12 protein-coding genes and 1 pseudogene are annotated in these 13,489 nt (G+C 49.7%); 4 read left to right on the top strand and 9 right to left on the bottom strand.

Translation table 11 applies throughout. The annotated features are described in order from the left end of the window. Complete coding sequence (locus ACM1PF_RS06575) at positions 1-1,701, bottom strand: ATP-binding protein (protein ID WP_416673342.1); 1,701 nt, start codon at positions 1,699-1,701, stop codon at positions 1-3. A 426-nt stretch (positions 1,702-2,127) separates the two neighbouring features. Here ACM1PF_RS06575 and ACM1PF_RS06570 point away from each other — a divergent pair, with 426 nt between their 5' ends. Then, entirely contained in the window at positions 2,128-4,308 is a 2,181-nt protein-coding gene (locus ACM1PF_RS06570; protein WP_416673339.1) for a GAF domain-containing sensor histidine kinase, read from the top strand. A gap of 184 nt (positions 4,309-4,492) precedes the next feature. Further along, the gene (locus ACM1PF_RS06565) at positions 4,493-5,098 is read left to right on the top strand and encodes an SRPBCC family protein (protein ID WP_416673336.1); all 606 of its coding nucleotides are present in this window, start codon (positions 4,493-4,495) and stop codon (positions 5,096-5,098) included. Here the strand turns inward: ACM1PF_RS06565 and ACM1PF_RS06560 are convergent. The 5 genes and pseudogenes from ACM1PF_RS06560 to ACM1PF_RS06540 form a co-directional block, all read right to left on the bottom strand. Beyond that, complete coding sequence (locus tag ACM1PF_RS06560; RefSeq protein ID WP_416673333.1) at positions 5,093-6,067, bottom strand: threo-3-hydroxy-L-aspartate ammonia-lyase; 975 nt, start codon at positions 6,065-6,067, stop codon at positions 5,093-5,095. The two genes, ACM1PF_RS06565 and ACM1PF_RS06560, sit on opposite strands and share 6 nt — an antisense overlap. Positions 6,068-6,135: 68 nt before the next feature. Next, the gene (locus tag ACM1PF_RS06555) at positions 6,136-6,858 is read right to left on the bottom strand and encodes a J domain-containing protein (RefSeq protein WP_416673330.1); all 723 of its coding nucleotides are present in this window, start codon (positions 6,856-6,858) and stop codon (positions 6,136-6,138) included. Positions 6,859-7,019: 161 nt separating this feature from the next. Continuing rightward, positions 7,020-7,613, bottom strand: coding sequence for an ATP-dependent Clp protease proteolytic subunit (locus tag ACM1PF_RS06550; RefSeq protein WP_416673326.1), 594 nt, complete (start codon positions 7,611-7,613; stop codon positions 7,020-7,022). A gap of 188 nt (positions 7,614-7,801) precedes the next feature. Further along, positions 7,802-8,467: an ATP-dependent Clp protease proteolytic subunit gene (locus ACM1PF_RS06545; RefSeq protein WP_416673323.1), complete on the bottom strand. Its 666-nt coding sequence runs from the start codon at positions 8,465-8,467 to the stop codon at positions 7,802-7,804. Between the two features lie 36 nt (positions 8,468-8,503). Next, positions 8,504-9,177, bottom strand: a pseudogene (locus ACM1PF_RS06540) (ATP-dependent Clp protease proteolytic subunit). Between the two features lie 261 nt (positions 9,178-9,438). On the opposite strand from ACM1PF_RS06540, the gene ACM1PF_RS06535 reads away from it, so the two are divergent. Further along, positions 9,439-10,689 carry a vWA domain-containing protein gene (locus ACM1PF_RS06535; RefSeq protein ID WP_416673320.1) on the top strand — a complete coding sequence of 417 codons (1,251 nt, stop codon included), beginning with the start codon at positions 9,439-9,441 and terminating at the stop codon, positions 10,687-10,689. A 15-nt stretch (positions 10,690-10,704) separates the two neighbouring features. On the opposite strand, the gene ACM1PF_RS06530 is transcribed toward ACM1PF_RS06535, so the two are convergent. Together ACM1PF_RS06530 and ACM1PF_RS06525 are read right to left on the bottom strand one after the other, a co-directional pair. Beyond that, positions 10,705-11,340, bottom strand: a complete 636-nt coding sequence (locus tag ACM1PF_RS06530; protein WP_416673317.1) for a hypothetical protein — start codon at positions 11,338-11,340, stop codon at positions 10,705-10,707. A 129-nt stretch (positions 11,341-11,469) separates the two neighbouring features. Next, positions 11,470-11,763, bottom strand: coding sequence for a hypothetical protein (locus ACM1PF_RS06525; RefSeq protein ID WP_416673315.1), 294 nt, complete (start codon positions 11,761-11,763; stop codon positions 11,470-11,472). Positions 11,764-12,349: 586 nt separating this feature from the next. Here ACM1PF_RS06525 and ACM1PF_RS06520 point away from each other — a divergent pair. Continuing rightward, on the top strand, positions 12,350-12,592 hold the full coding sequence (locus tag ACM1PF_RS06520; protein WP_416673313.1) for a hypothetical protein: 243 nt from the start codon (positions 12,350-12,352) through the stop codon (positions 12,590-12,592). A 223-nt stretch (positions 12,593-12,815) separates the two neighbouring features. On the opposite strand, the gene ACM1PF_RS06515 is transcribed toward ACM1PF_RS06520, so the two are convergent. Continuing rightward, entirely contained in the window at positions 12,816-13,334 is a 519-nt protein-coding gene (locus tag ACM1PF_RS06515) for a phosphoribosyltransferase (protein WP_416676585.1), read from the bottom strand. Between the last annotated feature and the right edge of the window lie 155 nt (positions 13,335-13,489).

The raw sequence follows: 13,489 nt of genomic DNA, 5'->3' as shown, positions 1-13,489 counted from the left end.
TCACTCAATACTAATTCCCTCAAACGTATCTGCCTGACTCCGACTCATCACCGGAGCCTGTTCGATCGCCCGTGCCTGTACCTGATGGGTTTGGAAATACTTCTGCCATTCTTGGGGTGCATCCAGGGTTTCACCTCCGTGTTTGGTCAGTCGTTGCCGTACCTGGCAGAGAACCGGGGTATTGACGCAGGCTCCAGAGATGATCACCTGTCCTTTCGTGAGCGCAGGCAGTTCCTTGAGTAAGTCTCGCCCGGCTGCCTCTACACCGTACTTCAGGCTATCCTGATCGACGGGATTGACAATCCGCATGATGAACTGACTCATACACTGGGACAGCACATCTGAATCCAGCTTTCCAGGCCGTTGCGTAATTAATCCAACTCCTAAACCAAACTTCCGTCCCTCACTCAAGATGGTTCGGATCACTGCTTTACAGCGGGAGGGTTCGTGGGCAGGGGCAAAGCGATGGGCTTCCTCTAACAGAATGAACACGGGATAGGGCAAATAGTTCTCATCTCCGGGTTCAATTAACTCCTTTTGAGTATTCATGCGGGCATGGTTGGACTGCCGCAGGACGGCCGCGCAAATCACCTGCTGTTCATCCTGACTAATCTCGTTCATTTGCAGAACGGTTACTTGACCCGGTTCAAACAAGTCCTTGGGGGAAAGATGCTCAAAGGCGTGGAAATAGGGCGATCGATCCAGTCGATCGAGTTTCCATTCCAGGGCCGGAGCCGAAGAACCGAGTTTGATATCTCCATCATCGGTTTCTTGACTGTCTACTTCTCGTACCGCAGCGATGAGATCTTGAATATTCCAGCGATAATCTCCTTTACGATGGCGACGTACTAAATCGAATGCTTTACGGAGAACCGACTGCTGCCGATCGCTCATTTCCGGGAGTAAACCTAAAATATCATAATAGTCCAGTGAAGAGATGCGGATTCGTACATCATCAGGACGGAGAATCTTTACCTTTGGTGCATAGCCATTGGAATCAGTAAAGGCATGATGCCCCCGCATCTGGGCCAGTGTGTCATACTCGCCGTGTGGATCAAAAATTAATACAGCCGCCCGGTTTTTAGGTAACAACAATTCTTCGACTAACACACCAGCCGTATAAGACTTTCCCGATCCTGTTCCGGCCAGGATTGCCATATGGGTACTGACCAACTCCTTCACATCCAACGCGATTGGCACAGATCCCAAATCTCGTAGCAGCAGCGATCCAATGTATGCTCCACCTACCTCCTCTGGCTGCTTCTTATTCAGCACTTGCCGCAGCATCTCATCCTCCGCCAGGTACACCTTTGCCCCTGGATCCGGAGTAATGCGGGGATTCATGAAACCCAGTATGGGATGGAAGTGACCAATCACATCCACCGTCACTTCATAAAGTTCAGGATTGGGATGGACGAAGCCCACCAGAGCGGCGATCGTTTCCGGGCTGATTTCGGTATCGGCAAAGATGCGATCGGGTAAATGGTCAATCAGTCTTCGGGCAGATATTTTCCCTAAAATTTGCAGCGTTTTGGGAAGTGAATCGTCTGTTTCTACCTTCTGCGCACTGTAGTAGACAAATTCGCCAATTTTCACATGACGATTATCCGCCGTAATGAATACGTACTGATTGCCGTTTTCACCAGGTCCCTTTACTGTGCCAATTGTGTTAAGAAAAACGGAAGAGTTTACTGAAGCCATAGTCATCAGAGCGCGAAAGATGGAAGTTAAAGAAGAATACAGCTAGATTCGGATAAATACGAGGGTTAGCTGAGGATCAGCATTCCAGGTTTCGACAAACGTGAGGAAATCACGGATACCGTTAGCGATTAGAGCGTGTAATCTAAGGTCAGTTGAGTTGGTATTGCTGAAAGATTGGAATATTCACAACGAAATATTTACCCTGGACATTCATGATAGACAGACTGGCATTTTCATCGCAAGTTTTAAGCTTACCTTGCCTGTACTTTATTGAACCAACCCAGCTTACTTCAACTTGACCTTATCTTTATCATTTTGCGCTTTATCATTTTGCTATTGAGGGTCAGTTCTACCTGTGTGCTACAACAGGTGTTGGTGAAGTAGCTCTGATGTAGCGCACGCGGCATCACCATCCTTCTAAAAACGATGAAAATGGACTGTCAATCTCGCTCAAAGACGGAAAGGGATGTCCAATCCCTCGATACAGAAAAACCGATCGAGTGGATTGATCCAGTCCCTCCTACTTCTCCCCAATCCCTGTTGTCCCCTTCAGAAAACCAGCACACTGGAGCGCATCAAATTACAGATCTGCCTGTGAGTCTCGTTGCCCTTGAGCGATCCCTGACGCAAGCTCTTTTGGCCAATCGGAATACCCAAGAAGCACTATTCAATTTTGCTCAATTAATTGGAGAAGCCTTTGCTGTAGACTGCTGCCTGATTCTACCCCAGGATCGAGGAACACCCCAGGCGATCGAGCAAACTTTCCAACAGGTATATAGCTATATTGTCTCGCCATTTCAGTACTCCGAGCAGCTACTGACCCTCTTCAGCCATCCCCGGATTCAAGCAAATTTGCCCACGACAGAAACAATCGCTGTTGATGATTTGCAAGCCCTCAGCCAATTAACAGCTTCATTCCGCCAATCCTCAGATAAGGGAGCCAGTCCCCCAACCGCCCAATCCAGGCAAGCGCCTGGTAACAGTTCCCCTCCCCCCTCTGCCATTCCATCTCAAGTTCGCTCCGTTTTAATTCAGAACACCCAATACCAGGGGCGGATCAATGGAACCGTGATTTTAATTCGATCGCAACCCTATGATTGGAAGGAGACAGATGTGCAGCAACTCCAGTCACTTTCGCCTCATGTTGCAGTTGCCCTGTCCCAGAACCAGCTTGAACGGCAGATGGAGCAGCAAGCCCGATACCAAAACCTGGTCAACCAGTTGACGGCAGCTATCCGGAATAGTTGGGAGTTGGAACAGATTTTTCAACTGGCCGTTGAAGGGGCAACTTCGGCGTTACAGTGCAGTCGTGGTCTGGTATTCCTACTGAAGTATTCCGATCCAATGTACAAAAGCCGGTCGCGCGGCATCCCAGAGGCAAAAGTCAATGTGGTGGCTGACTGGTTTGAACCATTCCCTGAACGGTTGCAGATGCAGACTGAGCCATTGGGCGATCGAACTATTTGGGCTTCAACTTGTTGCCTCTGTCGTCAGGTTTTGACCAGCAGCGAACCGATCGCTATTACGTCCTACATGGACTGGGACAATAGAGAAATTGAAGGGAAAACTCCAGCCCCCTTCTTTGCCCTCGATCGATTTCCAGCTCTCCTGTTGGCTCCCCTGGAAAATCAGGGAACGGTTTTAGGCTGTCTTGTGCTTCAACATCATCAGCATCGGATCTGGGAACCTGAAGAAATTGCCTTTGTCAAACTGGTTGCAGCCCAATTGAGTACGGCAATTATTCAAGTTCGTACTCTCCAGCATGTTCAGGCATTGGTGCAGGAACGAACTGCCCAACTTCAGCGCAGTCTGGATGTTCAGGCCAAGCTCTACGAAAAAACCCGCCAGCAAGTTGAGCAACTCCGACGACTGCATGAGGAGCGTGAAGAGTTTCTCAGCACAGTGAGCCATGAATTGCGCACTCCGTTGACCAGCATGACTCTGGCCATTCGGATGCTGCGGCAGGCGGATCTATCCGTTGAACGGCGTACCCGCTATCTGGACATTCTGGAACAGCAATGTGTTCAGGAAACTCAATTAATTAATGATCTGCTGGATCTGCGAAAACTGGAGTCCACTACAACGACAGCCCCCTTGCAAAAGTTGGATATTCGCTATTTAATTCGCAATACAGCCCAATCGATCGCCGAAACCCTGGCAGAGCGAAACCTGAGCCTGGAGCTTGACTTACCCACAAAGCCATTGAATTTGTACACTGAACCTGACAGCCTCAGTCGAATTTTAATGGAGCTACTGACGAATGCTAGAAAATATGCAGATTCTGATAGTGTGATTCAGCTCCAGGTATCTTATGATCCGACCCAGCCGATGAATCAGGTGGTGATTGCCTTACGGAACATTGGTGCAGGAATTTTGCCCGATGAACTCCCCTATATTTTTGATAAGTTTCGCCGGGGACGAGGGGTGACTCAGCAGGCAATTCAGGGAACCGGATTAGGGCTGGCTCTGGTAAAGCGGTTGGTAGAGTACCTGGGGGGGACGATCGGAGCATCCAGTCAGCCCCTCGAACAGAGTTCATCCTGGCAAACTTGCTTTACCGTCACCTTACCCCAATGTCCGGAGGGGTTGATGCAGGGCATGACTTGATTTAGTCTAGAGTGCGTCCAGAGATGGAAATTTGTCAGATTTGGTGAACAAGGGGCGACAGACTGCCTGACGTTCAGATAATCTAGGACAAAAGCCGTGCATCTTGTTCGATGGTTTCCATTTGTATCAATGGTTCCAGTCAATTCGTAGATCTATTAGAAATGCGTTGATAGGTTACGTAGCTATGAATTCTGAGTTTGAAGATCTCACAACTGAAGCAGCTTTTTCATCCACTGAATTACACGACAGTGAGGTGGACGAATTGACTGATGAGTATGGTGATTTGCCCTTTGAGGAAGTAGAGGTGGCAACCAGCAAGGCCGATGGACGACAGCGGCAAATTTCTGCAAAGATTCAAATTCCCTATGCGATCGAGCAAGTCTGGCAAATTTTGACGGATTACGATCGGCTGGCAGAGTTCATTCCTAATTTGACCAAGAGCCAGCGCATTGAGCATCCCCAGGGCGGGATCCGGATTGAGCAAGTCGGAACGGAGTCGTTACTGAAGCTGAAATTCTGTGCCCGTGTGGTGCTGGATATGGTGGAACATTTTCCCCATCGCCTTGATTTCAATATGGTAGAGGGCGATTTCAAGACCTTTACCGGAAGCTGGACACTACAACCTGCTTCTCCTGACGGTACAGCGACGGAACTTTGCTACACAGTCTCAATTCTGCCCCCTCGGATGATGCCCGTTGGGATGATTGAGCGGCGATTACAGCGGGGACTGGTGCTGAATCTCAGTGCGATCCGGCAGCAGGCGGATGTGTTGTTTGATCATCCGTCATAATGCCTCACTTAAAGTCAGGATGTGACGGATATCTACATTTCCCCCGCTAAGAATCACCCCTACCCGCGAATCCGGTGCAGGATTAATTTTTTTCTCCAATAGAGCCGTAGCAGCCAAGGCTCCGGTGGGTTCTATCACTAGCTTGAGCCGTTCCCACAAAAAGAACAGGGTTTGCAACAGGGATCGATCGGAAACCGTCACCATATCGTGGACGTAATGGAGAACGAGGGGAAAAGTATAGTCACCCAGGCAGGGAGTTCTGGCTCCATCGGCGATCGTGTCTGGATTGTGAACCGTTTGCAGGGTTTTCGTGTGAAACGATCGGGTCGCATCATCGCCAGTTTCTGGTTCCACACCCACTACTCGACAGTTAGGAGAAAGCGCATGGGCAGCAATGGCACAGCCAGAGAGCAATCCGCCACCCCCACAGCAGACCAATAGCCAATCGAGTTCACCCACGCTCTCAAATAATTCCTTTGCAGCGGTTCCCTGCCCGGCAATCACAGGCGGATAGTCGTAGGGGGGAACGACGATCGCCCCTCGCTCCTGGGCAATTTGTTGAGTCAATACTTCCCGGCGGGTTTCTGCCCGATCGTATAAAATCACCTCGGCACCATACCCCTGGGTCGCGGCGCGCTTAACGGCTGGAGCATCCTGGGGCATCACGATCGTGGTAGGCAGATTGAGCAGCTTGCCAGCCAATGCCACTGCCTGGGCATGATTTCCTGAGGAATAGGTCAACACGCCTCGCTGCCGTTGGGCCTCTGACAGGCTGGACAGAGCATTGAACGCGCCCCGGAACTTGAACGATCCCGATCGCTGCAAGTTTTCGCACTTAAAGAACACCTGACATCCGGTGCGATCGTTTACGGTGCGAGAGGTGATCACAGGAGTCAAGTTTGCCTGATGGTGCAGCCTGATGGATGCAGCTTCAATGTCTGAGTAATGAACTGAGAGGGGGATAGTCACAGTGCAGTTTGATCGGGAATACCTAAGGTTAGCCGATCGCAGGTTTTTGATCCCACAGGGAATTCAGTTTAAAGGATTTCTACCTGCTCAATCCGCTGCAAGTCTCGCTCCACCTCGTACCAGAGCGATCGGTTATTGGGATCGGTGCGCAGGGCTTTGCGGAGATAGAGTTTGGCTTTTTCCTGCTGATTGTGTTTGATCAAATACCGCCCAAACCGTTGATAGGTGATGGCTTGCCACTGCCGGACTTCTGTATCGTTGGGCATCCGCTGGGCTAACCCCTCCACCAGGGTAATAGCCCTGGGAAACCGCTGTTCCCGCAGGGCTTGCTGCAATTGCTCGTAGGTATTTTGCTTAAGGCGGCGATCGATGCTAGAGAGATCCGGCGCGAATTGCACTGAGGGAGTATTCGGCGGGGATGGAGGTGGTTTGGCAGGGGATGATCTGGGAGATGATCTGGGGGATGACGATTTTCGAGGAGAGGCGGCGGGAGGTGTAGTTGATTGCACCGATCGATTCAAATTCCGCTCATCGGAACTTGCCGATCGAGGGTTTGGTGTGGAATTGGCGGGTTTCGTCCCTGCGGTTCTAGATGGTGAAGGTTTGACAATGCTTGTCAACCGCCGGTAAGCATCCGTTAATTGAATGAATCGTTCCTTTGCCTGCTGCTGATTGTCAGGATTGGCATCGGGATGATAAATTCGCGCCAGCCTACGGTACGAAGCTTTGATATCCTCATAGCTCGCGCCAGTTCTTAACCCTAATAGCCGATAGCAATCTACAATCTCCATCAACGTTTATTCATGGCAAGGATTATCCAAATTCTGCCATTAACTCAGCCAAAAGGTGAAACACTCTGGGCAAAAAACCTAAAGAATTCCGAAAAAAGACCTGAATCTGTCTATTTCTTACGGTTCGCCTTTTGCCTTCCGCCTTTCACCTTTTGCCGTCGCTAGTTTTGATCCACAATGACGCGATCGATCAATCCATACTCCTTGGCTTCTTCCGCCGACATAAAGTAGTCTCGATCGGTGTCTTTACGAATCTGCTCCAGGGATTTACCCGTGTGGAGGGCCAGCATTTCATCCAACTGCTGCCGAATTTGCAGCGTCCGGCGGGCTTCAATCTCGATATCCGTGGCCTGGCCTCGGAAACCCGTCAGAACCTGGTGGATCATGATCCGGGAGTGGGGCAGAGCCAATCGTTTGCCCTTTGCACCCGCCGCCAACAGGAAGGCTCCCATGGAAGCGGCCAGTCCCAGGCAAATCGTCACGACTTCCGACTTAATGTGCTGGATTGTGTCGTAGATGGCTAACCCAGCCGTAACCGAACCACCGGGCGAGTTGATGTATAGATAGATGGGCTTGGTCTGATCTTCGGAATCCAGGTAGAGCATATAGGCGACCAGGGCATTGGCGATCATGTCGTCTACTTCCTGGGTCAAGAAAATAATCCGTTCCCGAAACAGCCGATCTTCAAGATCAATCCACTGTTCGTAGGTGCTACCGGGAAGGCGATAGGGGACTTTGGGTTCACCAATTGGCATAGGTCTAAAAGAGGTGGTAAGGGACGGTAAATGAGTGAGGAGTGAGGAGTGAGCGCGGAGCCCGTTGGACTAAGGATTGAGGGAAGAAACACTCTTGTGGAGTGGGCATCTTGCCCGTCCAGTCCGACAGGCGCAATGATCCACTAATACTCCTTGTCCTAAGTCTTCTTATCCTAAGTCTCCTTGTCCTAAGTCAAAACGGCTTCCGGTTGCCGCAGTTTGGAACTTTCGATCACGCGATCGATCAGTCCGTACTCCTTCGCTTCCTGGGGAGACATATAGAACATCCGATCGGTGTCTTTGGTGATTTTTTCAATGCTTTGTCCTGTGTTTTGGGAAAGAATTTCTAGAACTAAATCCTTCTTGCTTAACACTTCCTTGGCATTGATTTGAATATCGGTGGCTTGCCCGGATGCTCCCACCTTGGGATGGTTGAGGGCGATCGTGGAATGGGGGAGACTGGCTCGTTTACCGGGAGTGCCAGAAGACAGCAATAAAGTTGCCATCCCCATCGACTGCCCCAGACAAATGGTGACGATTTCAGACTTGATATGCCGCATGGTGTCGTAAATGGCGAGACCTGCCGTAATGGACATCATGCCGTACATCACCGATCCCATTCCGGCCGCGACCGGATCGCCCAGGGAGTTGATATAGAAATAGATCGGCTTCGTCTGATCGTCTGAGTCCAGATACAGCAGAGCCGAAATCATTTCGTTGGCGAAGCTATCCGTCAGGGGTTGGTTCACAAACAAAATTCGTTCCCGGCTCATGCGCCCATAGACGCTGATCCACGACCAGTACTGAGTACCGGGCATATTATAGGGAACGCGACGGTTGGAGTTAAAGGGCATAGTGCAATGTGATCCACACGAAGAAGACGCAACGATTTAGGTCAGAGCAGGGATTTGCTTGGGTAGATCTTTGGTGCTTTCCAAAACGCGATCGATCAGTCCATATTCCTTCGCCTCTGGGGGGGTCATGTAGAACATGCGATCGGTGTCCTTGGCGATCTTTTCCACCGTTTGCCCTGTATTTTTCGCCAGGATATCCAGCATTGCGGCTTTGTTGACCAGTACCTCTTTGGCCCAATTTGAATGTCAGTCGCCTGACCTTGAGCGCGGGAACGGGACTGATTCAGGACGATCGTGGCATGGGGAAGACTGGCCCGGAAACCCTTCGCACCTGAGGAAAGAATCATGGCTGCGGTTCCCATTGCTTGCCCAATACAAATGGTATGAACGGGCGGCTTGATGTAGTTGATCGTGTCGCAAATGGCGAAGGCTTCGGTTTCAAACCCAGCCCCATATAGCGTCCCCATTGAGTTGATGTAGAAGAAGATCGGCTTATCTGGGTCGTCAAACTGGAGGTAAAGCAACTGGGCAATAATCAGCTTGGTGACATCGACCCCCACCTGACGCTTCAGGTCATCTGCGGAAAACAGGGGTAGCCCCAGGTATACAATCCGCTCCTTGAGCAGCAGGGAGGGTAAATCCGGAGGGGGAGTCCGATACCCTGAGTCCCCGTAGTAGTAATTGGTTTGAACAGCCTTAACAGTACTCATATCGCACAGTTGCCTAGAAAAATGGCATCATTTCTACCATAGTAACGTGATACTGAAAGCTTCTGATGCAGGAGGACGGCTGAACCCGTGGGATTACTGGGGGAAGCGCAAGGACTTTGAAACGAAAATTAGGGAAATCCGTACAGTCCGTAATTCAGAATTAGAGACTGAAGTTATTGAAGTTACCCTTCGTATAGCTTTAAGCCTTATACAAACCTCTATTCGTTCGTCCTCACACCCTCATTCAGGAGTTTCGTTGTTATGAGAGTTAGTTTGCAAGTCGCGCTGAGTGATGCTCACCTGGATGCGAACCAGTCCAGTAGCCAGAGGCAACTCGCCATTTCGCTGTCTGCCAATCCTGCCGCTGAAGGACGTAATGCGCCGCTTAATTTGTGTTTGATTTTGGATCACAGTGGTTCTATGAAGGGACGACCCCTGGAAACGGTGAAGCAGGCCGCCCATCGGATTGTCGATAGCCTGTCTCCCGACGATCGCCTTTCCATCGTGGTGTTTGATCACAAGGCGAAGGTGCTAGTGCCCAATCAAATGGTTGGCAACCCTCAAAGCATCAAGCAGCAGATTAACCGACTGCAACCCAGTGGCGGCACCGCGATCGATGAAGGAATGCGGTTGGCCATTGAGGAGTTGGCCAAAGGTCGCAAGGAATCCATCTCCCAAGCTTTCTTACTGACCGATGGAGAAAACGAGCATGGAGACAACGATCGCTGTCTGAAATTGGCTGAATTGGCGGCTGGGTATAGCATTACTCTAAATACGTTGGGGTTTGGGAGCAATTGGAACCAGGATGTGCTGGAAAAAATTGCTGATGCTGGCGGTGGAACGCTGTCCTACATCGAACGGCCTGAAGCGGCGGTGAGTGAGTTTAGTCGGCTGTTTAACCGGATTCAGTCGGTTGGACTGACCAATGCTCATCTTTTAATCAATTTGGCGGACAATGTGCGGTTAGCCGAACTCAAACCCGTTGCGCAGGTTGTACCCGATACGATCGAATTACCCGTCATTCAGGAAGCGGGACAGTGCACCATTCGGCTGGGTGACTTGATGATGGATGGGCCACGGGTGGTATTGGCGAATCTATACGTCGGGCAACTACCGGAAGGTATCCAGCCGATCGCCAGTGTTCAGGTGCGCTACGATGACCCCATTTCAGGACAGGAAAATTCACTTTCCGAACGTATTCCGGTGGAAGCAGACATTCAGCGAGTGTTTCAGGCGGCTCCCAATCCGCAAGTCCAGCAACACCTTCTGGCACTGGCAAAATATCGGCAAACCAAAATTGCAGAAACCAAACTACAGCAGGGCGATCGCGTCGGAGCGGCCACCATGCTGCAATCAGCGGCCAAAACAGCCTTACAGATGGGTGATCAGGGTGCAGCAACGGTACTTCAGGAAAATGCTACCCGGCTGCAGTCTGGAGAAGACTTATCAGAAGCCGATCGCAAGAAAACCCGGATTGTTTCCAAAACCGTGTTGCAAGACAACCCTCAATAAATCGATCGTTTCACTTTAATCAAATAAGGTATCCATCAGAAATGCCATCAATGAATCAGGGCTGATGGTATCCAGCGATTTGGTGTGAACAATGTCAAACTTTGCGCCGACGGACTGAAGGTGATCATCGAGAGCGGTTAAGAATCCCTTCGCCAGCAAATCTTCCCCAATCTGCACAAACCCAATGCCTAACTCTTCATTCACCTCCATCTTTTGGGTTGCCGTTTTGATCGCTCTAGCAACGGCCATCCGATCGCTTGGTTCACCATCGAGTAATACGATCATGATTTCACCATTGAGCTTCGTCGTTCCCGCCGTTTTCCGAGCAAAGTAATCTTCTAAAGCCAATTCCAGCACTTCCCGCAGGTTAATCTGGTGCGGCGGTATGTTTTCTTGAATCAGTTGAGTCAGGCGATCGCTGGTAACGTGCTCATATTTCTTAAACTGACACGACTCCTGAGGATCCAAACAGGAGACATATAACGTAATCCCGTCCGGATCATGAGCTTCGCAGGCCTGTGCCAGAGACACGATCGCCCCTTGCGCTGCATTCCAGCGTTCTGCAAATCCAGGTGGCTTGTTCGCTTCATCCAGCGTTGTCTTGGCAATGATCAGGGTATAGTCGCGGTTTTGCAGCAGAGTTGTATCCATCAGGTTGTTTGGGGTGAAGATGCAGAGATGGGAACCATCCAACACCATAAAACCCCAATTGCCCTCAGTATCTAAAAAATTCTTAAGCTAATCCTGATGGAAGTTAAGCATTGAACAAACCATTCCTACCTAAAAAATCTTGGTTGCTTCAGTCAGGGATTGTTGCAGCGATCGCCAGTCTTCAAAGGTGAGCTGATTATTTTCGTATAGATCTCTGAGGATTTGAGTCAGTGTATGACAGGCTTTGTAGCGATCGATAATTTGCTTGGCCGCAGAGATTGCAGCAAATTCAGAACTATAGGCTTTGGGGAGGCTGAAGGTTTCGCGGCAGGGAGAGTAGCACACACTCTTAAACTGCTCTCCCGATTGAGACACTTCAATTAGCCAACCCAGGTAAAAATCCACTAGGTATGTTTCTCTCATAGGTAGTCAATAAGACGTTTGATAGCAGTAATTATTCTGAAGTAACTTCCAGCATACTGACTAATCAAGGGTAGACAGTTGGGTAATTTGGCGGAGATCTCTGCGCCATTTCTGCGATTCAGATAGGGATCGGAGCCTGTTTGGTGTTTAATGCTTAGTTAGGCCTGTCAAACGCTTGCACAAATTTCCACTCCCCTCCACAATGAAGATTCTCTCAACCATTACCGATTGATTTATCTATCCGTTTAGAATATTAGAGTGCGCTTGAACGATCGTCAGTGATCTGAGTAGTCTGAGCGATCGGTTATTTTTATACAGGTATATACAGTTTCAGTTGGGATGATGATTCGCTGAGGAGCAGCAATGATTTACTATTTATGAGTTAGCAGCCCTCGGTGGCTATCAACCGTCTCATCCTGGTTCACTTCCTGATCTTTCAGGTTCTGTCTGTGTGTTTCCCTGGTTTTCGATGACAGTAAACCAAAGCCTATACTGGGCAGGGTATCATTCGAGGGACTTCGTGATTTTAGGAGTCTTAATGTAGCCTTCTCCTTTGAAGAATTGCCCGCGTCCTCAGTGACCATCTATGCATCCCCCTAGTGTCCCTCATCTGCTTAAATACAACATCACTCCTGTTGCAGGGGGTGTACTCTTAAGAATTTGGGAGCCTGCCGAACGTAACGATGTGCGGGTGAAACCCTTTTTATATATGCTGAAGTACCGCCTAACGTCAGAAGCGGATGCCCGAAAATTTTTAGCGGAGTACCTTTCCGTCTATAAGTCTTCAGTTCTACAAACTTCCCACGGTCGGAGAGCAGAAGCTGATTGAAACGGCCGTTAGGGCAATGCGGAAAAATAATGTACCCGTTAGGGGGTGTACTGCTGTGCGGACTTACAGCAGTTTGATCGACGAAACTACAGCTTGGTGGGGAGTGCCCACCCTATAGGCATGCTTCCAGCAGATTCTAAACGGGGACAGCACGACAGGTTACTTTGCTAACTGGGCGGGCAAGATGCCCACCCCACAAGAGTCAAAGTCTGAAATTCGCATTCTATGATGCTGGAGAATGCACTTTGCCCAAATCAGACGGATTCATGGTTTCAAACTCTTCAAAGGGCTGATGAATCCACGGATTATCCGCCAGGTAGTCTACGTAATAATCTGGGGCGATCGATGATGAGGACTTGTACCACAACACCGCAGAACGTACCTCATCAATATAAAAGCCATATTTTCGATCGAGCCAAACCAGCGTACGTTCCAGGCTCACCCCAGAATCCACCAGATCATCTACCAACAGGATATGGCTGCCTAAATTGGCTGTGGTCATGGTTAAGTCACGGGCAAAGGTGATAGAACCCCGTTCTTTTCCCTCTGCACCGCCATAGGACGAGGTAGCTAGAATCGCCATCGGTTTGTCAAAAATGCGAGACAAAATATCTCCGACGCGCAGCCCGCCTCTAGCCAGGCAGATAATTTGGTTAAACTCCCATTGGGATTCGTAAATTTTGGCAGCAAGCTGAGTAATTTTTTGGTGATACTCTGACCAGGAAACGTATAAATCCGGCATGGTTGGGTTGAATGGTTGGGTTGATCCGATCGCAAAGTTGAAAAGCATCATACAACCGTAGGGGACTTCCGTGCAGTTCAATCAAGAGATTCAGTCCAGGGCAGTTTGATCTTGTGCCATCCCAAATCGACTGAATCTGTCAACCCGGATCCAGT

It is taken from the genome of Egbenema bharatensis FJBBOT/2019, from assembly GCF_048077055.1.
In the GTDB taxonomy this organism is placed as follows: Bacteria; Cyanobacteriota; Cyanobacteriia; order Elainellales; family Elainellaceae; genus Egbenema; species Egbenema bharatensis.
The sequence above is the reverse complement of the archived record's forward strand: the minus strand, read 5'-3'. Positions and strand labels throughout refer to the sequence as shown.